Annotated in this window: 23 protein-coding genes; 12 read left to right on the top strand and 11 right to left on the bottom strand. The window is 56.2% G+C overall.

Annotation, left to right across the window (positions count from 1 at the left end):
* Positions 1-5: 5 nt before the first annotated feature.
* From KFE19_06605 to KFE19_06590, 4 genes are all read right to left on the bottom strand, one after another.
* Positions 6-278: a hypothetical protein gene (locus tag KFE19_06605; GenBank protein QUO39170.1), complete on the bottom strand. Its 273-nt coding sequence runs from the start codon at positions 276-278 to the stop codon at positions 6-8.
* Positions 279-446: 168 nt separating this feature from the next.
* Entirely contained in the window at positions 447-1,367 is a 921-nt protein-coding gene (locus KFE19_06600; GenBank protein QUO39169.1) for a helix-turn-helix transcriptional regulator, read from the bottom strand.
* Positions 1,368-1,477: 110 nt separating this feature from the next.
* Positions 1,478-1,900 (bottom strand): flavodoxin, encoded by a 423-nt coding sequence (locus tag KFE19_06595; protein QUO39168.1) that lies wholly within the window; start codon positions 1,898-1,900, stop codon positions 1,478-1,480.
* A gap of 44 nt (positions 1,901-1,944) precedes the next feature.
* Entirely contained in the window at positions 1,945-2,496 is a 552-nt protein-coding gene (locus KFE19_06590; protein QUO39167.1) for a DUF3793 family protein, read from the bottom strand.
* A 262-nt stretch (positions 2,497-2,758) separates the two neighbouring features.
* Here KFE19_06590 and KFE19_06585 point away from each other — a divergent pair, with 262 nt between their 5' ends.
* Positions 2,759-3,154, top strand: a complete 396-nt coding sequence (locus KFE19_06585; GenBank protein ID QUO39166.1) for a metal-dependent transcriptional regulator — start codon at positions 2,759-2,761, stop codon at positions 3,152-3,154.
* 198 nt (positions 3,155-3,352) lie between these two features.
* On the opposite strand, the gene KFE19_06580 is transcribed toward KFE19_06585, so the two are convergent.
* From KFE19_06580 to KFE19_06555, 6 genes are all read right to left on the bottom strand, one after another.
* Positions 3,353-3,589: a hypothetical protein gene (locus KFE19_06580; protein ID QUO39165.1), complete on the bottom strand. Its 237-nt coding sequence runs from the start codon at positions 3,587-3,589 to the stop codon at positions 3,353-3,355.
* Positions 3,534-3,779, bottom strand: coding sequence for a heavy-metal-associated domain-containing protein (locus KFE19_06575; protein ID QUO39164.1), 246 nt, complete (start codon positions 3,777-3,779; stop codon positions 3,534-3,536). The genes KFE19_06580 and KFE19_06575 overlap by 56 nt, the downstream gene beginning before the upstream one ends.
* A gap of 6 nt (positions 3,780-3,785) precedes the next feature.
* The gene (locus KFE19_06570) at positions 3,786-4,472 is read right to left on the bottom strand and encodes a class I SAM-dependent methyltransferase (GenBank protein QUO39163.1); all 687 of its coding nucleotides are present in this window, start codon (positions 4,470-4,472) and stop codon (positions 3,786-3,788) included.
* Positions 4,473-4,655: 183 nt separating this feature from the next.
* Positions 4,656-6,395 (bottom strand): ABC transporter ATP-binding protein, encoded by a 1,740-nt coding sequence (locus tag KFE19_06565; GenBank protein ID QUO39162.1) that lies wholly within the window; start codon positions 6,393-6,395, stop codon positions 4,656-4,658.
* Positions 6,392-8,143 (bottom strand): ABC transporter ATP-binding protein, encoded by a 1,752-nt coding sequence (locus KFE19_06560; protein ID QUO39161.1) that lies wholly within the window; start codon positions 8,141-8,143, stop codon positions 6,392-6,394. The genes KFE19_06565 and KFE19_06560 overlap by 4 nt, the downstream gene beginning before the upstream one ends.
* Before the next feature lie 69 nt (positions 8,144-8,212).
* Positions 8,213-8,833, bottom strand: a complete 621-nt coding sequence (locus KFE19_06555) for a TetR/AcrR family transcriptional regulator (protein QUO39160.1) — start codon at positions 8,831-8,833, stop codon at positions 8,213-8,215.
* Between the two features lie 166 nt (positions 8,834-8,999).
* On the opposite strand from KFE19_06555, the gene KFE19_06550 reads away from it, so the two are divergent.
* From KFE19_06550 to KFE19_06540, 3 genes are all read left to right on the top strand, one after another.
* A complete protein-coding gene (locus tag KFE19_06550) occupies positions 9,000-9,629 on the top strand; it encodes a TetR/AcrR family transcriptional regulator (protein QUO39159.1) in 630 nt (209 codons plus the stop codon).
* 75 nt (positions 9,630-9,704) lie between these two features.
* On the top strand, positions 9,705-11,450 hold the full coding sequence (locus KFE19_06545) for an ABC transporter ATP-binding protein (GenBank protein ID QUO39158.1): 1,746 nt from the start codon (positions 9,705-9,707) through the stop codon (positions 11,448-11,450).
* Positions 11,447-13,177: an ABC transporter ATP-binding protein gene (locus KFE19_06540; GenBank protein QUO39157.1), complete on the top strand. Its 1,731-nt coding sequence runs from the start codon at positions 11,447-11,449 to the stop codon at positions 13,175-13,177. Before KFE19_06545 ends, KFE19_06540 begins: the two co-directional genes overlap by 4 nt.
* Positions 13,178-13,267: 90 nt before the next feature.
* On the opposite strand, the gene KFE19_06535 is transcribed toward KFE19_06540, so the two are convergent.
* On the bottom strand, positions 13,268-13,498 hold the full coding sequence (locus KFE19_06535) for a helix-turn-helix transcriptional regulator (protein ID QUO39540.1): 231 nt from the start codon (positions 13,496-13,498) through the stop codon (positions 13,268-13,270).
* A gap of 156 nt (positions 13,499-13,654) precedes the next feature.
* Between KFE19_06535 and KFE19_06530 the strand changes: the two genes are divergently transcribed.
* From KFE19_06530 to KFE19_06495, 8 genes are all read left to right on the top strand, one after another.
* Entirely contained in the window at positions 13,655-14,146 is a 492-nt protein-coding gene (locus KFE19_06530; GenBank protein QUO39156.1) for a hypothetical protein, read from the top strand.
* Between the two features lie 288 nt (positions 14,147-14,434).
* Positions 14,435-15,220 (top strand): ZIP family metal transporter, encoded by a 786-nt coding sequence (locus KFE19_06525; GenBank protein ID QUO39155.1) that lies wholly within the window; start codon positions 14,435-14,437, stop codon positions 15,218-15,220.
* A gap of 18 nt (positions 15,221-15,238) precedes the next feature.
* A complete protein-coding gene (locus KFE19_06520) occupies positions 15,239-15,931 on the top strand; it encodes a class I SAM-dependent methyltransferase (GenBank protein ID QUO39154.1) in 693 nt (230 codons plus the stop codon).
* Between the two features lie 41 nt (positions 15,932-15,972).
* Positions 15,973-16,788 carry a class I SAM-dependent methyltransferase gene (locus tag KFE19_06515; GenBank protein QUO39153.1) on the top strand — a complete coding sequence of 272 codons (816 nt, stop codon included), beginning with the start codon at positions 15,973-15,975 and terminating at the stop codon, positions 16,786-16,788.
* A gap of 24 nt (positions 16,789-16,812) precedes the next feature.
* Entirely contained in the window at positions 16,813-17,637 is an 825-nt protein-coding gene (locus KFE19_06510) for a class I SAM-dependent methyltransferase (GenBank protein ID QUO39152.1), read from the top strand.
* A gap of 137 nt (positions 17,638-17,774) precedes the next feature.
* Complete coding sequence (locus KFE19_06505) at positions 17,775-18,374, top strand: MptD family putative ECF transporter S component (protein ID QUO39151.1); 600 nt, start codon at positions 17,775-17,777, stop codon at positions 18,372-18,374.
* A gap of 1 nt (position 18,375) precedes the next feature.
* A complete protein-coding gene (locus tag KFE19_06500; GenBank protein QUO39150.1) occupies positions 18,376-19,071 on the top strand; it encodes an energy-coupling factor transporter transmembrane protein EcfT in 696 nt (231 codons plus the stop codon).
* Positions 19,065-20,447 carry an energy-coupling factor ABC transporter ATP-binding protein gene (locus tag KFE19_06495; protein QUO39149.1) on the top strand — a complete coding sequence of 461 codons (1,383 nt, stop codon included), beginning with the start codon at positions 19,065-19,067 and terminating at the stop codon, positions 20,445-20,447. Before KFE19_06500 ends, KFE19_06495 begins: the two co-directional genes overlap by 7 nt.
* Positions 20,448-20,458 lie beyond the last annotated feature (11 nt).

Below are 20,458 nucleotides of genomic sequence, written 5' to 3'. Positions count from 1 at the left end.
GTCAATCAGGCTTCTTCGCTTTCCAGATTGGCAGCGGCGGCTTCCTCCGCTTCCTTTGCAGCCCGGTCCTCGTTCAGCTCCTTGGCGGAGGCCAGAATGTCCGCGGCGTTCTCCTGCACCGTGGTCACGGTTCCCATGACCGAGTCCTTCATCCGCAGGCCAGCGGCCGTGATATGGACATAGGCCTTTTTGGCGTCCTTGCTGGACAGCAGCTTAACGCCAAAAGAGCCAAATAACGCACCGCCCGCAAAGCAGGCCAGTTTCGTATAAACACTCATTGCAATACTTCCTTTCCCTTATTTCCGCTTGTAGCCGGTGACCATGACCATAATCATGCAAATCACAGCGCCCCAGGCCCAAAAACGATGCTGTTTCATCGCTCTCACTCCTTTGATCACTTTGGAATGTCTGGTTATTATAACAGGAATTGTGGGAGTTTGTCGCTGTCAAAACGGACGCAGAGTTGCGGTTTCCGACATTTTTCTGTACTGGCCGGGAGTCATGCCATACTCCCGCTTGAACGCTGCGTTGAACTGGCTCATACCCTCATACCCCACAGACTGCGCAATTTGCTGAATGGACATCCGGGTGGTGCAGATCAGCTCCTGTGCTCGCCGGAGGCGCTGCTGGATCAAATACGTGTGGATCGGTACGCCGTAGGCGCGGCGAAAACCTTCTTTCAAGAAGGTCGGGGAAACGGAAAACTGTTTGCAGAGGAGCGCAATGGTGAGCTTATCAGACAGATGCGTCTGTATGTATACCTTGACTTCCAAGAGGCTTTGGGATACTGGGCAGCCTGAGCCGGAGAGAGATTCATCCGATTCAGATACCTCGGTGCAGAGCAGATACAGCAGTTCCACCGACTTGAAAACACAGTAGCGTTCCTGCTCCTGCTCTGACAGACGACGAACGGTTTCAAAAAAAGCCTGTGTCCAAGGTGTGCCGTGCAGGGCCGTGCAGCCGTTTCTTGCTGTCATCTTTTTCTTGACGATCCTGGTGTCCAGCTTCATCCCCAAAGTGGAGCAGACCGTCACAAGGCTTTCCTTTGCGGCTTTTGCGTCTACGGCAATCAAAACACCGCTCAGGTTTCCGCTGTACCGACACGAGCGGAGAGCAGAGCTGTCGGAGAGCAGGAAAATCCCCGGCGCCTCCACCGTGCAGGAGGTACCTTGTAACGTTCGGACAGTAAGGCGGCCGGTCAGGCAGAACAGCACCTCAAACTGGAGCGGTGCGCCGCACACCGGGACAGACCGCAGAGGTTCCTGCTCCGGCTCCGGCAGGGAAAACCGGCAGATCTGCACCCCTGGCATACTGCTGCTCCAACGGCCTGTGGCGGAGCCCTGGCTCGATAAATATTCTTTCAGCATGATTTCTCACGACCTGTTTCTCTGGGTTCGGAAATGGTTTTGCCTATGCTGACTGGGGATACAGGCAGAAGGCAGGAGACGAGCGCCTCCTGCCTTCTGCGGTGTTTTTGTCAGGCCAGCGACGCGCCCAGCTCGCGGCAAGCCGCCAGAGCGTCATCGTCCGGAGTCTCGTTGCAGATCACGCTGTCACAGGCCAGATTGGCGCCGTCGTCGTTGCAGCGGGACTCCCAGCTGCGCATCCATTCGCCATCGCCCCAGCCGTAGGAGCCGAACAGGGCGATATTCTTCCCGCTCAGCCTGCCCTCACAGGCGGTGAACATAGGCTCGAACTCGCTCTCCTCCAGCTGCTCCGACCCCATGGAGGGGCAGCCGAAAGCGATGGCGGAATACTCGCTGACCTGCTCCGGGGAGAACTCTGCGGCGGTGATCACAGACACCTCGGCACCCTTGCCCTTGGCTCCTTCGGCCACCGCCATGGCCATGGCCTCGGTGTTTCCCGTGCCGCTCCAATACACAACTGCAACTTTACTCATAAGACTCAACGACCTTTCTTTCTGGATTTGTTATGGTAGAAACATCAACCAGCCACGGTGAGCTGCTCGATGGATTTCCCTTGCTGCCACTGCCGGGAGTAGATTTTGCTGCACATCTCGTATTTCTCAAAGAGGTTTCTGGCGGCCTGCTCGTCGCCGTAGACCTTCCAGCAGCCCACGCATTTGTGATTGCATGCCCGATTGCAGATGAAGCCCAGCACATCCTCCGGCGGATAGCTCAAAAACAGTCCGATCTCATGGGGAAATTCCCCCTCGCTCCGGAGCCGGTGGATCAGGTGAACCACACAGCCATTGGGATTTTCCGGCACATAGCCGTATTTGAGAAGCAATGCTCTGGCGCGGTGATCAGTCAGATCGCTCTCCAGCGCATGGGGCCGGTAGGCGTAAATCAAAGCTCGGCCTTTGCAAACCCGAAGCGGCAGGATGCGAATGCCCTTGGGCACCAGTTTCTTGTTCAGCCGGCACAAGTCTCGCGTCAGATCCTTCCGGCTGGGGCAGGCGCAGGAAAAGAGATTTCCCGTCTTGATTCCGGCCAGGGTGGGAGAACAGTGACGAATCAGCAGATCCTCTGACATAGGCGTTTCCCTCACAAAATCATGTCCATGCGAAGACTGTACGGCAAAATGAAAAAACGGACAGTAAACACGGTTAGCAATAGCTAACTAAAGTGTCAAATATATAGCTGCCGCCTCTTGGTTAGCGGTAGCTAACTAATGCAATTATATACAGGGCAAATTCGCTTGTCAAGAGGACGGATGGATTTTGCTGACAGAAAAAATGGCGCTTGTCGGACGCCTGTGTTATAATAAGCAAAACGCCCGTTTTTTGGAGGTTCCTATGGCGATTCACGAGTCTGGCCAGATGTATCTGGAAACCATCTATATTCTCTCACAGAACAGCACCTTTGTTCGGGCTATCGATGTGGGAGAGCGGTTGGGCTTTACCAAGCCCAGCGTCAGCAGAGCCATGTCCATTCTGAAAAAGGACGGATATGTGAATGTGGATGCTGACGGAGCGATCACCCTGACGGAGACCGGGCTTGCCATTGCTAAGACGATGTATACCCGCCACACGGTGTTGAGCCAGATGCTGATGGAATTGGGCGTGGACGAGGAGACTGCGACCGAGGATGCCTGCCGGATCGAGCATGTGATCAGCGAAAAATCCTTCGCGGCGGTGCAGGCGCACTTGGAGCAGGTAACGAAAATGCGGGAAGATGCGCACGGACAATGAGCCTATGCAAATTTGGCGGACTTTGCTATCGAGCAGCAATGCGATAAGTGAATACTTGCCATTTGGCACGGAATATTAAATGAGGTGGAGCCTTGATATGGCTTCCACCTCATTTTTATGTGATCTGCGCTTTTGAATCAGGAGCAGCCTGCTGTGTAAGTTCACCGCCAAGTGTACCTGCTCCATAGCTCCAAACGCTTACGGCAGCTCATCCTTATGTGTCTGCTGGCTTTTCAAAACCTTTCGGGCTGCTTTTTTGATTTTATGGCACACGCCAAGAATAGCGATGCAAAACAGCAAGGCCGCTAATCCATATCCAAACGACTGCGTTGCCATGTTCATATTCACGCCTCTTTTCTGGCCGCTGCCGCCAATGAACTCAACCAAACAATCCTCTCTTTTTGTACGGCTCCTTCTGGATCGTGCCGACCTCATACCCCGTGCTGCGAATGGCGTTCATAACAGCCTCCGTGTCCAGCTCTGTTTCAGAGAGGATCACGGTCTGGTTTTTGCTCCGGGAAGAACTCACCTTTTTGACCGGGCAGGCTTTGCGCACGGCGTCATTGACATGAGCCTCGCACATCCCGCACATCATTCCGTTGACTTCCACTGTGTACTTCCACATGTTCTATCACTCCTTCTTGACTTTTGGATCATCGTGCTGTGCGGACCGGACGGTAGCCTGCCGTGCCGCAGTCCGTTCATCCGGGATCTTCCTGGCTATCAGACAGCACAGCGGCGCCAACGAACTTCCGAGAAGCTGATGGCGAACGATGGAATAGCCGCACTCGGACAGGTATGCCATCAGCTCCCCGGCAGTCCAGACATGGTACACCCGAAAGCCTGACAGCCTCATGAACCAGAGCCGGAGTCTGGCGCTTCGGCTTTTGCCCCAGACAAAGGTGGGGGCGAACAGCCATCCCCCCGGCTTCAGAACCCGCCAGGCCTCCGCCAGAGCCTTTTCCGGGTGCGGCATGACATGGAGAGCGTTAGAGATCACAACCGCATCGAAGCTCTCCAGGCCGTAGGGCAGCTTGGTGGCGTCCTGGACGGAGAAATGAAGCCGGGACGAATGCACCTGCTTTTTGGCCTGGCGGATCATTTCAGATGAAAAGTCGGTTGCCTCCCAGCTCCGGACACATGGAGACAGCGGCACGGACAGCTGACCTGTTCCGCAGGCCAACTCCAGCACATCCATATCCCGTTTCAGAAAAGGACGCATTGCTTTGCATATCTGTTGATAGGTTGCCTGAGAGCGGCGCATGAAACCAGAGTAGTGCCGTGAAAACCGCTCCCAAAACTGCTTATTGTCATCCATCAATATGGTCACCTCAACAATGGTTAGCATTTGCTAACTACATCATACTCTTTGTTGCATGAAATTGCAAGATGCCGCCATATTGGTTTTGCATGTTCTCCGGGATCAATCAAGGGAAGAAGCTGGAACGAAGAATGACCGGGACACGCATCCCGGTCATTCTTTTCTTTTGCGCCTCTGCCTTTACCGGCACCAACTGGTGGGATTGGAGCGGGCGGTGATGAAGCGGCGGTAAATGCCCTCCTCCGCCATAAGTTTGTCATGGTCGCCGGCCTGGACGATGCGCCCCTGGTCGATGACCAGGATCTCATCGGCGTGGCGAATGGTATTGAGCCGGTGGGCAATGACCAGCAGGGTCTTACCCCGGCACAGCTGGGTGATGGCCTCCTGGATGTAGCTCTCGTTGTCGGCGTCCACGCTGGCAGTGGCCTCATCCAGAATGACGATGGGAGCATCCTTCAGAATGCAGCGAGCAATGGAGATTCGCTGTCGCTCTCCGCCGGATAGGCTGGCTCCACCTTCGCCGATGACCGTGTCAAAGCCGTCGGGCAGCTCCATGATGAAGTCATAGCATCGGGCTTTTCTGGCCGCCTCATAGACCTCCTCCCGTGTGGCGTCTGTCCGTCCCATGGCGATGTTGTTATAGACGGTATCCTGGAATAAGTAGACCCGCTGGAACACCATAGAGATCTGATCCATCAGATCAGAAAGAGGAATATCGCGGATGTCCCTGCCCCGTACCAGAACCTGCCCCCGTTTCACATCCCAGAACCGGGAGAGCAGGTTGGCTACCGTACTCTTGCCGCCGCCGGAGGGGCCCACCAGGGCCAGCATCCGGTTTCTCTCCAGCGTGAAGGAGACATCATGCAGTACCTCTTTCTCCCCGTAGGCAAAGGTGACATTTCGGAACTCTACCTCCGGGGCACCGCCGGCTTTGGGTAAGGTCTCCCGGCCCCGGTCAGGTAGTTCTGGTTGGGCCAGTACCGCCTCGATCCGGTCCATGCAGGCGTTCATCACCGTCAGGCGGGTGGCTTGGCTGTAGAGTGCCTTAATGGGGCCGAAGAGGTCAAAGACGAAGAGCAGGACACCCAGCAGGAAGGTGATGGAGAGTTGCCCCCGGCCATAGAGCCAGAGAGACAGGGGAATTATCAGCACCGAGCCCAGACCGCACACCAGATAAAGGGCCCGCATCCAGGGGGCCTGGCTTTTCTCGAACGCAATGCTGACCTTGCGGCTCCGGGCGAAATTCTCGGTGAGCTGCGCGGAACGCTCTCCCAGCAGGTTGAAGGTCTTGGCGATGCCGATGCCCTCCACATAGTCCAGTACCGCCCGTGTGAGAGCCTCGCTCTGCTCCTGTCGGACATCAGAGTGAGCCAGGGTGCTCCCCAGGGAAGCGCGGCCCAGCTGCCAGATGATCCCTACCACCACCAAGGCGGCCAGTCCCAGCCAGGAATTCAGGAAGGCCAGCCACAGCACCAGAATGGCCTGGGCAAAGGTATAGCTCATCATGTTGGCAATGTCGTGCATACAGTTCTCCTCAATAAACACCATGTCGGTGGACAGAACGGAACTGATTTTGCCGATGTTGCCCTCTGTGAAATAGCCCATGGGCAGGCGGCGCAGATGCCGCCCCAGCTCCATGCGCAGATCGGCGAATACCATATAGCCCGCCGCGGCCTGGAGCCGGTCAGCGATATTCTGGCACAGGCACTCCAGCAGCACGCAGCCCACCGTGCCCACCGCCAGCCACAAGCACAGCCGTGCCGTTATGGTTCCCTGGAGAAAGGCACCCAGGGCCAGGAAAGACAAGCCGATGGGAGCCTTGGACAGCATGGCCTTCAGGAACGCAAAGACAAAGGCCAGCTTGATCCGCCCCTGATAGGGGCCGGATACGGACAGGATTCGTTTCATCAGCGCGATCATGCCTCGTCGCCTCCTTTCTCCGCAGAGACACGCCAGGCAGCGGCTCCCTCGGCAGCCCGCCACAGTTTTTCATAGGCGGGGCAAGTCTTTCGCAATGTATCGTGGCGGCCGATCCCTGCCACATTGCCCTGGTCCAGCACCACGATCTGATCGGCACCTGCAATGGACTGAAGCCGGTGGGCGATGACGATGACCGTCTTGCCCCGGATCACCTCGGCAATGGCGGCGTTCATTTTCTCCTCATTCTCCGGGTCCAAAAAAGCGGTGGCCTCATCCAGCACCACGATGGGAGCGTCCTTCAAAATCGCCCGGGCCAGGGCGATCCGCTGCCGCTCCCCGCCGGAAAGCCCTTTGCCGCCATCGCCGGCCATGGTATAGATTCCTTTTTCCAGCCGTTTCAGAAACTCTCCGCATTGAGCCCGTTCCGCCGCCGCCAGCACCTCCTCGTCGGTGGCGCCGGGTCTTCCCAGCCGGATGTTCTCCAACAGGCTGGTGTTGAACAGGAACTGCTCCTGCGCGACGAAGGAGATCTGCTCATTCAGAGAGGCGAGGGACATCTCTCGCAGGTCTTGCCCCCCCAGCGTGATGCGTCCGTCCGTCACATCGTAAAAGTGGACCAGCAGCTTGGTAAGGGTCGACTTCCCGCTGCCGGATTCTCCCACCAAAGCGGTAAGGCTCCCCTGTGGGACAGAGAAGGAGATGCCGTGGAGGACTTCGTCCTTTTCATAAGAAAACCGCACATTCTCAAAGCGGATCTGCAAATCGTTTCCGTTGAAATCCGTTTTTCCTTCTTTCAGGGGCGGAATATTGAACAGAGATTCCATTTGATCGATCTTGTAGCTCAGCTGGGGCAGCACCGACATAAAGTTCATGGCTCGGATCAGAGGCGGTCCCACGGAAAAAGACATGCACAATACCAGCGCGTAATCCGGCAGGGTGGAGGCGCCGGTGAGTACCAGATAGCCGCCGGCTGGCAGCAGCACCAGCGCCACGCAGGGCAAAATGCTGGTGTAGAGGGCCATCCACAGCCAGCAGGCCCGGAACCAATCCAGCGTAAAATCACGGTAGTTTTTTACATCGGTCTCAAAGCGGTGATAGGACTCTCCGTCCCGGTTGAAGACTTTCACGACTTCCATGCCGTTGATGTACTCCACGATGGTGTTGTTCATTTTCTGCCCGGCGGCGTAGTAGTCTCCCATCTTGCTCATGCCGGAGCGGTACATCATGCCCATGGCCAGCACGCCCAGCGGAAGGGAGCAGAGGGAAAGCAGACCCAGCTTCCAGTCCGTGAGGAACATGGCCGCAAATACCACCACCGGCACCGCCAGATTGGACAGCCCTTCCGGCAGGGCGTGGGCCAGCAGAAGTTCCATGCTCTCAATGTCGTCAATGAACATCTTCTTCCAGACTCCAACGCCCTTCTCCTGGATCGCGCCCAGGGGCTGCTTTTCCAGCTTGCTCTGGAGATGGAGCCGGAGGTTTTCCAAAGTATGATAGGCGGAGCGATGAGACAGAGCCAGCCCCTCCACATAAAGAAGGCTGTAGAGGACCATGCACAGAGCCATGGCCCCGGCGTTGAACAGGGTTTCCTCCAACGTGAGACTGCCCCCAGTCAGCAGGGGCCGCAGCAGGCGGTAGAGGAAGAAATAGGGCAGCACGCTCATGGCCACGCCGGCCACCAGTACCAGAATGGAGGCATAAGTCGTCTTCCGGTGGCGTCCAGTGTAGCGCAGGACTTTTTGAAACACAGTATCACTCCTTTTTAGTTAGTTATTGCTAACTTATTAGCGAGAAAAAAGCCTCCGCAGAGGCGTTTTTCATCCCTTGGGGAATCCCAGGGCAGCGTACCAGTCAAAGAGACGGCAGACCAAAGTGCAGTGGCGCTGGATCTCCGGCCAGGCGAAGGCGTGGATAAAGGGCTCGTAAATGGTGGTCCAGAAGGCGGACAGGACCACATGGAGTTCCTCTTGCGTCATGTCCACCGTACATAACCCTCGGCGTCTGGCCTCGGCGTAGTAGGTCCAGGTGCCTTCCGTCATTTTCTCCACCCAGTCGTGCTGGAAGTTGGCGTAAGCGGTGCCCTCCGCTCCGGTGAGCAGCAGCACAAAGCCATCCCGCCGCTCATTGAGAAAGCGGAACCACCACAGCATGTATTCCTCATCCATATACCACGCCCGGATCAGGTCTTCGTCGGAGAGGGCGGATGCCGGCACCGCCGTCCGCTCCTCATAAACAGCATCCAAATCCGCCACCGTATCCGCCACCACAGCGCGAAACAGTTCCTCTTTTCCGGCGTAACGCTTATAAAGAGCCCCGGTTGTCACCCCAGCCCGCTGGCAGATGGATTTCAGGGAAGCCTTCTCAAAGCCCAGCGTCCGGAACTCCTCTTTGGCGCTGTCCATGATCCGAGGGTCAATGGAAGTATCCGGTTTTGCCATAACATCCCTCCCAACGCATGATAATTTGATTACCGATAATTTGATTATCAATATAGCAGTTCGTTCCACCTTTGTCAATAGAAAATCATCGCTTGACAAACGCGTTGTGCTGGTGTATATTCAAAACACCGTTACGAAACACCGTTTTGAATTGTGAGGCGATACCATGGCAAAGCAGATTGAAGGGGTCTATGAAAATGTGCTTCGCTGCGCCCGTCAGGAATTTTTGGAAAAAGGTTTTGCTCTGGCATCCCTGCGGGATATCGCCAAGGCGGCGGGAACCAGCACCGGCTCCATCTATACCCGCTTTACTGACAAGGCGGGATTGTTCCGGGCCCTGGTGGAGCCTGCCGCGGGAGAGCTGAAGCGCCGTTTTTTGGAGATTCAGGAGTCTTTTCACCAGTTTGACGGCCCAACCCAGCAGAAGGAGATGGGGCGTTACACCGCCCATGCCCAGGAGGGACTGTTTGACTACATCTATGAGCACCTGCCGGAGTTTGAACTGCTGCTCCGCCGGGCCGCCGGGACGGAATATGCCCACTATATTGACGAGTTGGTGGAGATCGAAGTCAGTTACACCTACAAATACATGGAGGTCATCGGCTGTGAGAGCGTCCGCTCCGGTCAGGTCACCGAGGACTTGATCCATATCGTTACCACCGCCTACTTCAACGGAATGTTTGAGCCGGTGCGGCACCGCATGGATAAGGCCCGGGCGCTCCACTATGTCCGCCAGCTCAACCGCTATCACATGGCAGGATTTGAAACGATTTTTCATCCTGAAAACTTCCGGTAGTGCAAAAGGCCGCTTTTCCGGCGGCCTTTTCATAGAACCAAAGGTTAGCAATAACTAACCAAAGGAGGCTTATTTATGCAGCAAACACAAAGCCCGCTGCTGCGGTTGTGGCAGCTGGGCAAGGATCATCACGGTGGCCTGATTGCCGCCATCTTCTGCGCGGTGGCGGGTGTCCTGCTGGGTCTGCTGCCGTATCTCTCGGCAGGGCGTATCCTGGTAGCGCTTCTCACCGGGCAGCGGGACTGGAACTTCTATCTTCTGTGGTGCATGGTGGCCCTTGGTGGCTATCTGGCCAAAACTCTGCTTTACAATCTGGCGCTCTCCCTCTCCCACAAGGCCACCTTCCAGATCCTGCGGGACATCCGGAAGATGGTTCTGTCCAAAATGCCCCGCTTACCCTTGGGAGACATTCTGGACACCTCCAGCGGACGGCTCAAACAGATCGTGGTAGATCAGGTGGAGAGTATGGAGACGACACTGGCCCACCTGCTGCCAGAGATGACCTCCAATCTGCTGGCGCCGGTATGCGTTCTCGTGTATCTGTTTACGCTGGACTGGCGCATGGCATTGCTGAGTCTGGTGTCCATTCCTGTGGGCATGGCTTTTATGATGGCCATCATGGGCAGCTATGGCAAGGACTATCAGGGTGCGGTGGAGACGACCCAGGCCATGAACGAGACCATTGTGGAGTACATCGGCGGCATTGAGGTCATCAAGGCTTTCAATCAGGGAAAGAACTCCTATGAGAAGTTCTCCTCCCGGGTACGGGCCAATGCTGCCTACTACTACAACTGGATGAAGAAATGCCAGTTCGGAATGGCGCTGGCCTATGCCATCGCTCCCACCACGCTTATTACGGTGCTGCCTGTGGGCTGGATCTTCTACACGGACGGCAGCTTGTCCGCAGAGGTATTTCTCACCACCATCATCCTGTCCATGAGCATTGTGGGACCTCTCATTGCTGCCATGGGCTTTGTGGATAATCTTGCCAAGGTAGGTACCATCGTAGGCTCGGTGGACGAGATCCTCCTGAAGCCGGAGCAGGATCACGGAACACAGCCGGCACAGCTGGGAAGACCGGATATCGCCTTGGATCATGTCTCCTTTGGGTATGCCCAGGACAAGGAGATCCTCCACAACATCTCCCTCACCATTCCGGCCGGCAGCCTCACCGCTTTGGTTGGTCCCTCCGGTTCGGGCAAGTCCACCATTGCCAAGCTCATCGCCGGTTTCTGGGATGTGACCGAGGGCCGCATTACCCTGGGCGGCGTGGAAGAAAGCCGTATCCCGCTGGAACAACTCTATGACCAGGTGGCCTTTGTTTCTCAGGACAATTACCTCTTTGACGATACCATCCGGGAAAATATCCGCATGGGCCGGGTAAATGCCACGGATCAAGAAGTGGAACAAGTCGCCAAAGCCGCCGGATGCGACGGTTTCATCCGCCAGTTGGAGCATGGCTATGACACCCGGGTGGGCGGCGGAGGCGCCCATCTCTCCGGAGGAGAGCGGCAGCGTATCGCCATCGCCCGGGCTATGCTGAAAAACGCCCCCGTGGTGATTCTGGACGAGGCCACCGCCTATATTGATCCGGAGAATGAAGCGGTGGTTCAGCGGGCGGTGGCAAAACTGGTGGAAGGCAAGACAGTCATCATCATTGCCCACCGCCTGTCCACCATTACCGGCGCGGATCAGATCGTGGTGGTGAAGGACGGAAGCATCGAGACGCAGGGAACACATGAAGAACTGCTGCAGCAGTGCCAGTTGTACGCCGATCTATGGCAGGCTCACATGGGCGTAAAGGAGGGTGAAACGGTATGATTGAGACATTCAGAAGCATCTGGCGGTTTGCCGGTGAGGAACAGCGCAACGTCCGGCGTTCGGTGATCGCCTGCTTTTTCAATGCGGTGTTCCATATGTTTGAGATCGCCGCCATCTACTACACCATCCTGGCTCTGCTGGATGGAAAAACCGGCCCTGCCACGGCGTGGCAGGCGCTGGGCCTGTTGGCAGTCAGTATTCTGGGCAGCGCCGTGACCAGATATTTCTCCCAGCTTGAGCAGACCCACGCAGGGTACTTCATGGCGGCAAATAAGCGCGTTGTCATCGGGCAGCGGATGAAATCCGTCCCTATGGGCTACTTCAACGACAACAGCCTGGGAGAGCTCACCGGGGTCTGCACCACCGTGCTGGACAATGTGGAGTCTGTGGCTCCTATGGTACTGGTGACCATGTTGGGTGGGCTGCTCAACGCTCTGGTCTTTACGGTGATGATCCTGATTTTTGACTGGCGGATCGGTCTTATTGTGGTGGTGGCCACCGCGGTTTATCTGTTTATCACCTCTGCCATGGAGCAAAGATCCGCCTCGCTCGCCCCGCACCGTCAGAAATCCGAGGCCAAGCTGGTGGAGGCGGTACTGGAGTATGTGCAGGGCATGAGCGTGGTGAAGTCCTTCAACCTCACCGGACGGGGTGACCGCACCTTGCAGGAAGCACTGGAATACAATTGCCGCAGCAATCTGAACATCGAAAAGATGTTTACCCCTTATATCATGGCGCAGGGGATCGCGCTCCAGCTGGGAAGCGTGGCCATGATGCTCTCAGCGGTATGGTTCTATCTCTCCGGGACCATGATCCTGGCCAACGCCCTGATGGTGGTCATCATGTCCTTCCTGGTCTTTGCTCAGATCTCCTCGGCGGGCAGCGGTATGTCCCTGCTGCGTATCGTCAGCAGCTGCATGGCCCATGCTGATGAGACGGACGCCATGCCTCAGCTGGCAGAGACCGGTCGGGCCGGCACGCCCAGGGATCACGGCATTACCTTCGACCATGTTTCGTTCTCTTATGACCAGCGGCCTATCCTGCGGGATGTATCCTTCTCCATCCCGGATAGAACCACCACCGCCATCGTGGGTCCCAGCGGCTCCGGGAAAACCACGCTGTGCAATCTCATCGCCCGGTTCTGGGATGTGGAGAGCGGCGCCGTCCTGGTGGGCGGTCAGAATGTGAAGGACTATACCCTGGAGGGCCTGATGGATCAGATCTCCATGGTATTCCAGAAGGTCTATCTCTTTGCCGACACGGTGGAAAACAACATCAAGTTTGGATGCCCCAATGCCACCCACGAGGAAGTGGTGGCTGCGGCGAAGAAAGCCTGTTGCCACGACTTCATTCTCACCCTGCCCCAAGGCTATGACACCGTCATCGGCGAGGGTGGTTCCAGTCTTTCCGGCGGCGAGAAGCAGCGCATCTCCATTGCTCGGGCTATCCTGAAGGATGCTCCCATCGTGATTCTGGATGAAGCCACCGCCAATGTAGACCCGGAGAATGAGGACCGACTGCAAAAGGCCATCGAAGCCCTGACCCGGGACAAGACTATCCTGATGATCGCTCACCGGCTGAAGACGGTCCGCAATGCGGATCAGATCCTGGTGCTGGACGGCGGACAGATCGTTCAGCGAGGCACACACAGCCAGCTCATGGCCCAGGAGGGCCTGTATCAAGCGTTCGTATCTGGCCGTAAAGAGTCCGGTCAGTGGAAGCTCTAAGAGGAGGAACGCCTAAACCATCATGAAAAGAGGAGTGCCGCCACCGGATACATTCCGGTGGCGGCACTCCCTTTCTTTTTACAATGTTAATCAGTCGTCCTCCAACAGTTTGGAGGGCTGAATCTTCAATACTTGGGCAATTTTGAACAGGGTCTCCAAGGATACACCCCGAATTGTTCCTGTTCCTTCTACCTGGCCGACAAAATTAACACTTTTTCCGATCCGTTCAGCAAGAACCTCCTGTGTCAATCCTGCCTTTTTTCTGTAATAGGCGATTTTTAAGCCCAGAGTAATATATCGTTCAGGAAACTCTGTCTGCATCATGCCACCTCCCGACATTATGCTACCAACAGAGCAAGCAAAATATAATTGAAACCAATTAGAGGATTATTTACTTTAAGTAAATGTTTATATATAATGAGAGGTGAATTATTTACTTAAAGGAGCTGTTGGCCCCAAAATGCCAACGAAAACGCCATGAACCTATTTACCGTCAGTTTCTTTGGGCATCGGATCATTCCGGAATTTCGGGAAGCGGAAGAGCGTGTGGAGCCGCTGATCCACACATTGCTTTTGGAAAAGGAATATGTGGAGTTTCTGGTTGGCCGTAATGGAGACTTTGATCAGATTGTTTCCTCTGCCGTCAAGCGCCAACAGCGCTGTGTGCGGGACGATAACAGCGCCCTGATTTGGGTGCTTCCCTATCCGACGGCAGAACTGCGGGACAATCTGGAGAGCTTTGAAGCATATTATGATGAAATCGAACTGTGCAGCGCCGCCGCTGGTAGCCATCCGAAGGGTGCAATTCAGATCCGCAACAGGCAGATGGTGGATCGAAGCGACCTTGTGGTATTTTATGTGGATCATTCCAGCGGCGGAGCATATCAAACACTGCGCTACGCCCAGAGAAAGGACAAAGAGATTCTGAATCTTGCATATTTTCGGGATCTAAAAAGAGCATCCACCTGATTCCTATGTGGGATGTTTCATTGCAGCTGTGAGGGAAATTTATCGACCAGATGGGAAATGACTTGACGGGTTAGCGATAGCTAACTATAATCAATCATAGGACGCTACGCCTTTTGCTGAGGATCTATGGAGAAATACAAGATTGAGAAAAACTCCGTGCCGGAGATTCTTATACGGTTCTTGGTTGCGTCCGTCAGCTGCTGGCGAAGCTGGCCGACGGACCGATGCACCTGCAAATCGTCCGGATCGACTTTGCGGAATACAGTCACGGTTAGATTGGAGGAGAATATGCCGATTGAACTATGGCAAGGGCTGCTGATCCCTTTTGCCGGGACGACGCTGGGGGCGGCCTGCGTCTTTTTTATGCGGAACAATTTGGGTGAGATGGTACAGCGTGCGCTCACCGGCTTTGCGGCAGGAGTCATGGTGGCGGCTTCCATCTGGAGCCTGCTGCTGCCCGCAATGGAGCAGGCAGCGGACATGGGGCGGTGGTCCTTTGTCCCCGCCGTTGCGGGGTTCTGGCTCGGCATCCTGTTCCTGCTGGGCCTGGATCGGCTGATTCCGCATCTGCACCGCGGCAACGCGGAGGCCGAGGGCATCAAAAGCAGTCTTGGAAAGACGACCATGCTGACCTTGGCTGTGGCGCTGCACAATATTCCGGAGGGAATGGCGGTAGGGGCGGTCTATGCCGGGTGGCTCTACGGAGACAGCGGTATCACGCTGGCGGGGGCGCTGGCTCTTTCTCTGGGGATTGCCATTCAAAACTTCCCGGAGGGCGCGATCATTTCCATGCCCCTGAAAGCGGAGGGGTTCTCCAAATCCCGCTCCTTCCTGTATGGGACGCTGTCCGGCGCAGTGGAGCCAATAGGCGCCATCCTGACCATCCTGCTGGCGGGGATTTTGGTTCCGGTGCTGCCCTATGCGCTGAGCTTTGCCGCCGGAGCGATGGTCTATGTGGTAGTGGAGGAATTGATCCCGGAGATGTCAGTGGGAAAGCACTCCAATATAGGGACTATTCTGTTTGCAGTCGGTTTTACCCTCATGATGACGCTGGATGTGGCGCTGGGTGCTTGAGTGAGTGAAGGTGAAAAAATGGGACAAGAAGAGCGGATTCAAAACGCCTACCGGGGATTGGGAGGCAAACGGACATTTTATGATGGCATGATCACCTGTTCCACCCTGTCAGGCCGAGCGGTATGCCGCCTGATATGGGGAATGGATCGGGCGGAAACCCAGGACTACCTTTCCGCCGCCCTTTCCGGAATACCGGAGGGGTTTTCCGGAAGACTGCTGGAAGTCCCCGTGGGTACCGGCATACTGACCATGCCCCTCTATCGGGAAATGCCGGAGGCGGAGGTCACCTGCCTGGATTACTCGCCGGAGATGCTGGAGCGGGCAAAATCCCGGGGCGAGGGACTTGTCCATGTGTGCTTTCAGCAGGGGGATGTTGGGGCGCTGCCTTTTGGGGATGGCAGTTTCGACATCGTGCTCTCGCTCAACGGGTTTCATGCGTTTCCGGATAAGGAGGCCGCCTGGCGTGAGATCTTTCGTGTACTGCGGCCAGGCGGGATCTTCTGCGGCTGCTTCTATGTGAGGGGGCAAAACCGCCGCACCGACTGGATAATCCGCAGGCTGTATGTGCCAAAGGGCTATTTCACCCCGCCCTTTGAGACGGCGGAGAGCCTGTGGCATCGTCTGGAGGAAACATTCGGGCCGGCAAAGGTTCGCACCGTTCAGGGCATAGCCTCTTTTGTCTGCCGGAAGGCGAAGGAGAAACACCCGTAAACGAATTGTACACAAATATTGAACAACAGGAGGAAAATCAAATGCAGCAAAAGCGTAATCAACAAGCAGAAATTCGTCTCGGTAGCCATGGCGAAGACTACGGAAGCTGGATGTCCAATCCCGTGTTCTATATTATTGGCGGTATCACGGCTCTGGCCGTAGTTTTGGCCGTACTCTCCTTTTCGGTGTTCCACATCACGGTTCTCGGTGTTCTGTTCTCTGTTGTTGCGGCGGCGCTGGTGGCCCTGCTGGTCTGGATCACATGGATCAGGCGTCAGTATGCCTTTGGCGGTGGCGGGATCATGGAACAGGTTCACCGGGTCGTTCTCTCTCACCTGGACTATGACGGACAGGGCAGTCTCTTGGAGGTCGGATGCGGTTCCGGGGCCCTGTCGATCCGTGCGGCCCTAACCTGGCCGGAGACAAAGGTCACTGGCATGGACTACTGGGGAGCTGTTTACAATTACAGCAAGGCCCTCTGTGAGAAAAACGCCGCAAGTGAAGGTGTGGCCTCCCGGTGTGTATTCCAGCATGGCGACGCCAATCATCTGGATTTCCCCGATGAGAGTTTTGATGCGGTCATCAGCAACTATGTCTACCATAATGTCATGGGAGCCGATATGCACAAGCTGCTGCTGGAGAGCCTGCGGGTGCTGAAAAAAGGAGGCGTCTTTGCTCTGAACGATGATATGAAGCCCAAGCTGTACGGCGATATGGATGCCTTTGCGCAAAAGCTGCGGGAGATGGGCTATCAGGATGTCCGGCTCATTGATACCGCAGAAGAAGCCTTCGGCTCCCACCGCCGGGCTGCCATGATGATGCTGGGATCTTCCCAGCTGCTTGTCGGCAGAAAGTAATTCGTCAAAACGGGAGGGCTGACCATGTCCAAGTTGGGCGTTGTGGAGGACACATTGTTTGTCCCCATGCTGGGCAGGCTCTATGCCAGCGAGCACTGCCCGCAGATCTTATACGATGGGAAGGCGCTGGAGCTGAAGGAGAAGCTGCCGCCCGAGCTGCTGTCGCAGGGCCGCCTGAGTCAGTATACCCTGCTGGCTTCCGCCGCTCGGTCTGCCAATCTGGACCGGATCATCCGGGCCTTTCCGGAGCGCAGGCCGGACGGTGTGATCGTCCAGCTCGGCTGTGGCCTGGAGACGGTCTATTACCGCTGCGACAATGGAAGGTCGCACTGGTATGCCGTGGATCTGCCCCATGTGGTGGAATACCGGCGAGAGCTGCTGCCGGAGCCGGAGCGGGAGACCTATCTCGCCGGAGACGCCTTTGCCGAGGACTGGATCAAGCAGATCCGCGCTGATGTGCCGGATGCTCCTATTCTGGTCACCGCTGGCGGCCTGTTCCACTATTTTGAGGAAAGCAAGGTTGTGGGACTCCTGCGGATGCTCACGGGGTTTGGAGAGATTGAAATCGTCTTTGACTCCGTGAGTAAAAGCGGTATGGCCATGATGCGGAAAAAGTACATGAAGCAAGTGGGCCACGGAGATGCGCAGATGTTTTTCTATGTGGATTCCGCATCGGTGCTGGCCGGAAAAATCGGCAGTGGGGTCAGGGTGCTGGCTGAGGAGTCTTATTACCGCCATATCCCCCGAACCGGATTGAAGCTGTCCGCCAAGATCAGCATGGCAGTTTCGGACCGATTCTGTATGGTGAAGATGGTACATCTCTGTCACAGCGCTAAATTCCATGACTAAACGGGATAAAGTCGTCCAATCGGAGCAGAAAGAACGGCGATGTGTCGCTATACTCAGTAAGGAGGGGCGCGCTGAGCGCCTTTTCTCAGAAATAACGGTTAGCATAATCTAACTATGTTGAAGGAGAGCGGTACATCATGAACACGCAGAAAAAAGGGATGACGGGAAAGGACATCATTACGGTGGGAATTTTCTCCGCCATCTACTTTGTCATCAACTTTGCTTTTATGCTTCTCAGCGGTCTGCATCCCCTGCTTTGGATCTTGATGCCTGGCCTGATCGCCGTATTTGCGGGTATCCCATTCCTGATGATGTGTACTAAGGTGCCAAAGACCGGCGCAGTGGTCCTGATGGGCTTTATTACGGCCTTGATCTACTTTGTTACTGGCCAATTTACGGTGGTGATTCTCATTGCTTTTGCGGTGAGCTGCATCCTGGCGGAGCTTTGCCGGATCTGTAGCCATTACCGGTCTTTCCGTGGTAATGCTCTGGCCTACGTGTTTTTCTCGCTGGGGATGATCGGCTCCCCGCTGCCTGTCTGGATCATGCGGGACAGTTTTCTGGCGCAGATCAGCCAGCAGGGAATGCCGGAAGCCTATGTCTCCACCTTGGCGGCATTGACTTCCCCGGGTATGATCGTGGTTCTGGTGGGGGCGCCTATCGTGGGAGCTATTCTGGGTATCCTGCTGGCCAAAGGAATGTTCCGCAAGCACTTTGAGAAGGCGGGGATTCTGTAACATGGATGAGGCGCGGCGCTGTTTGGTGTTCGACCCCAGGGTGGGTCTTGCTCTGCTGGTCTTCGCCAATCTGGCAGCCTTTAGTGAGCAACCTTTTTGGATGGAAATGACACGGATCGGTTTTCTCCTGTTCCTGATGTTGCTCCATCACTGCTTTACCATGGCGGGGAAAAGCCTCTTGATTTTTGGAGGAATTCTGTGCCTGCAATACTGGATTCTGCCGGCCGCGCCGGGATGGGCTGCTACCAGCTTTTCCATTTTCGCTAACTATGCCCGCCGGATGATGCCCTGCCTGATGATCGGCTTCCTTATGCTTCGCCGGACGCCTATGCCCTATCTGGTGGCTGGAATGCGGAAGATCCACTTCCCTCAGCGGCTGATTGTGGCCGTCTCGGTGACACTGCGGTACTTTCCCGCCATTCGGGAAGAGACAGGCTATATCCGGGATGCGATGCGATTGCGGGGCATCCGGGGATTGGCAAAACTGGAGGGGATCATGGTTCCCCTGATGGTCTCCGCTACCGGCACTGCGGAGGAGCTGTCCGCAGCGGCAGCGACACGAGGGATCGAGGACCCGGCGCCTAAGACCAGTTTGGTGGAGCTGCGGGCCTCGCCGGTGGACGGCGCCGCGTTCCTTGTGGGCGTGGGGTTGACTGCTGCCCTCCTGGCGGTCAAATTGGGGGTGTTTCCATGGTAAAGCTGCAGGATGTATCCTTTTCCTATACAAAAGATGCGGGCACCCTCACCCATGTGGATCTGACCATCAAACCGGGCGAGTGTGTCCTGCTCTGCGGCGCTTCCGGCTGCGGAAAAACCACCATCACCAAGCTGGTCAACGGCTTGATCCCGGCATTTACAGAGGACTGCACGCTGACCGGACAGGTTCTGCTCAACGGCGCACCGGTGCGGGAACAGCCTCTTTACCAGCTGGCCCGGCAGGTGGGGTCTGTTTTCCAGAACCCCAAAAGTCAGTTTTTTAATCTGGATTCCGACAGCGAGCTGGCTTTTGGCCTGGAAAACCAGGGCGTGGCCCGGGGTGAAATCCTCCGCAGTCTGGACGACACCACCAACCGCCTGCACCTGAAGCGGCTGAGGGGCCGGAATATCTTCACTATGTCAGGAGGAGAAAAGCAGCTGCTGGCCTTTGCCTCGGTCTATGTCATGAGGCCGGAACTCTATATTCTGGATGAACCTACGGCTAATTTGGATCGGGAAACCATCGAAAGACTCCATGATCAAATCGCATACCTGAAACGTCAGGGACACACCATTCTCATTGCGGAGCATCGGCTATACTTTCTGGCGGATCTCATAGATCGGGCCGTCTATCTGCGGGACGGGATCGTGGAGCGGATCTGGAGCGGAGCAGAGTTCCGGCGGCTGACTGAGACAGAACGGATCGCTCTGGGCCTTCGCACGCTCACGCCTACTCAGGTGACTCTGCCGACCTCCCGCGCTGCAGGGGAACAGGATGGACTGTCTGTGGAGGGCCTGTACTGCCGGTACAAGCGGGAGCCGCCGGTATTTCAAAACCTTTCCTTCTCCGCCCGCCCGGGGGAGGTGCTGGCCGTCACGGGTGACAATGGCGTGGGAAAAAGCACCCTTTCCCGCTGCCTGTGCGGCCTGATGCGGGAGAGTGCCGGAACGATCCGCCTCAACGGCCGCATCCTTGGTGCGAAGCAGCGGCAGCGGATTGCCTACTGCGTCATGCAGGATGTGAACCATCAGCTCTTTTCCGACAGCGTATGGGGAGAGTGTCAGTTGGCTATGGAAGGACTCTCTGACCAGCGCATCCAGGAGGTGTTGGAGCGGCTCCATTTGCTTGCGTTCCGGGAAAAGCACCCTATGTCTCTCTCCGGCGGCCAGAAACAGCGTTTGGCGGTGGCTACCGCCATGCTGTCCCAAAAGCCGCTGCTGGTATTCGACGAGCCCACCAGTGGCCTGGACTATGCAAGGATGCAGGAAGTGGCCTGTTGCGCACGGGAACTGGCGGACGAGGGCCGGGTGGTTCTGGTGGTGACACATGACCGCGAATTTCTCCAGTGCGCCTGTGATCGAGTCCTGGAACTTTGAGAAAGGAGCTG

The sequence above is a fragment of the Dysosmobacter sp. Marseille-Q4140 genome (assembly GCA_018228705.1).
GTDB lineage: Bacteria > Bacillota > Clostridia > Oscillospirales > Oscillospiraceae > Oscillibacter.
The sequence above is the reverse complement of the archived record's forward strand: the minus strand, read 5'-3'. Positions and strand labels throughout refer to the sequence as shown.

Bases quoted from the DNA above. Each gene is read 5' to 3' on its own strand.
- KFE19_06605 (QUO39170.1), bottom strand. From the start codon at position 278: ATGAGTGTTTATACGAAACTGGCCTGCTTTGCGGGCGGTGCGTTATTT.
- KFE19_06600 (QUO39169.1), bottom strand. From the start codon at position 1,367: ATGCTGAAAGAATATTTATCGAGCCAGGGCTCCGCCACAGGCCGTTGG.
- KFE19_06595 (QUO39168.1), bottom strand. From the start codon at position 1,900: ATGAGTAAAGTTGCAGTTGTGTATTGGAGCGGCACGGGAAACACCGAG.
- KFE19_06590 (QUO39167.1), bottom strand. From the start codon at position 2,496: ATGTCAGAGGATCTGCTGATTCGTCACTGTTCTCCCACCCTGGCCGGA.
- KFE19_06585 (QUO39166.1), top strand. From the start codon at position 2,759: ATGGCGATTCACGAGTCTGGCCAGATGTATCTGGAAACCATCTATATT.
- KFE19_06580 (QUO39165.1), bottom strand. From the start codon at position 3,589: ATGAGGTCGGCACGATCCAGAAGGAGCCGTACAAAAAGAGAGGATTGT.
- KFE19_06575 (QUO39164.1), bottom strand. From the start codon at position 3,779: ATGTGGAAGTACACAGTGGAAGTCAACGGAATGATGTGCGGGATGTGC.
- KFE19_06570 (QUO39163.1), bottom strand. From the start codon at position 4,472: ATGGATGACAATAAGCAGTTTTGGGAGCGGTTTTCACGGCACTACTCT.
- KFE19_06565 (QUO39162.1), bottom strand. From the start codon at position 6,395: ATGATCGCGCTGATGAAACGAATCCTGTCCGTATCCGGCCCCTATCAG.
- KFE19_06555 (QUO39160.1), bottom strand. From the start codon at position 8,833: ATGGCAAAACCGGATACTTCCATTGACCCTCGGATCATGGACAGCGCC.
- KFE19_06550 (QUO39159.1), top strand. From the start codon at position 9,000: ATGGCAAAGCAGATTGAAGGGGTCTATGAAAATGTGCTTCGCTGCGCC.
- KFE19_06545 (QUO39158.1), top strand. From the start codon at position 9,705: ATGCAGCAAACACAAAGCCCGCTGCTGCGGTTGTGGCAGCTGGGCAAG.
- KFE19_06540 (QUO39157.1), top strand. From the start codon at position 11,447: ATGATTGAGACATTCAGAAGCATCTGGCGGTTTGCCGGTGAGGAACAG.
- KFE19_06535 (QUO39540.1), bottom strand. From the start codon at position 13,498: ATGCAGACAGAGTTTCCTGAACGATATATTACTCTGGGCTTAAAAATC.
- KFE19_06530 (QUO39156.1), top strand. From the start codon at position 13,655: ATGAACCTATTTACCGTCAGTTTCTTTGGGCATCGGATCATTCCGGAA.
- KFE19_06525 (QUO39155.1), top strand. From the start codon at position 14,435: ATGCCGATTGAACTATGGCAAGGGCTGCTGATCCCTTTTGCCGGGACG.
- KFE19_06520 (QUO39154.1), top strand. From the start codon at position 15,239: ATGGGACAAGAAGAGCGGATTCAAAACGCCTACCGGGGATTGGGAGGC.
- KFE19_06515 (QUO39153.1), top strand. From the start codon at position 15,973: ATGCAGCAAAAGCGTAATCAACAAGCAGAAATTCGTCTCGGTAGCCAT.
- KFE19_06510 (QUO39152.1), top strand. From the start codon at position 16,813: ATGTCCAAGTTGGGCGTTGTGGAGGACACATTGTTTGTCCCCATGCTG.
- KFE19_06505 (QUO39151.1), top strand. From the start codon at position 17,775: ATGAACACGCAGAAAAAAGGGATGACGGGAAAGGACATCATTACGGTG.
- KFE19_06500 (QUO39150.1), top strand. From the start codon at position 18,376: ATGGATGAGGCGCGGCGCTGTTTGGTGTTCGACCCCAGGGTGGGTCTT.
- KFE19_06495 (QUO39149.1), top strand. From the start codon at position 19,065: ATGGTAAAGCTGCAGGATGTATCCTTTTCCTATACAAAAGATGCGGGC.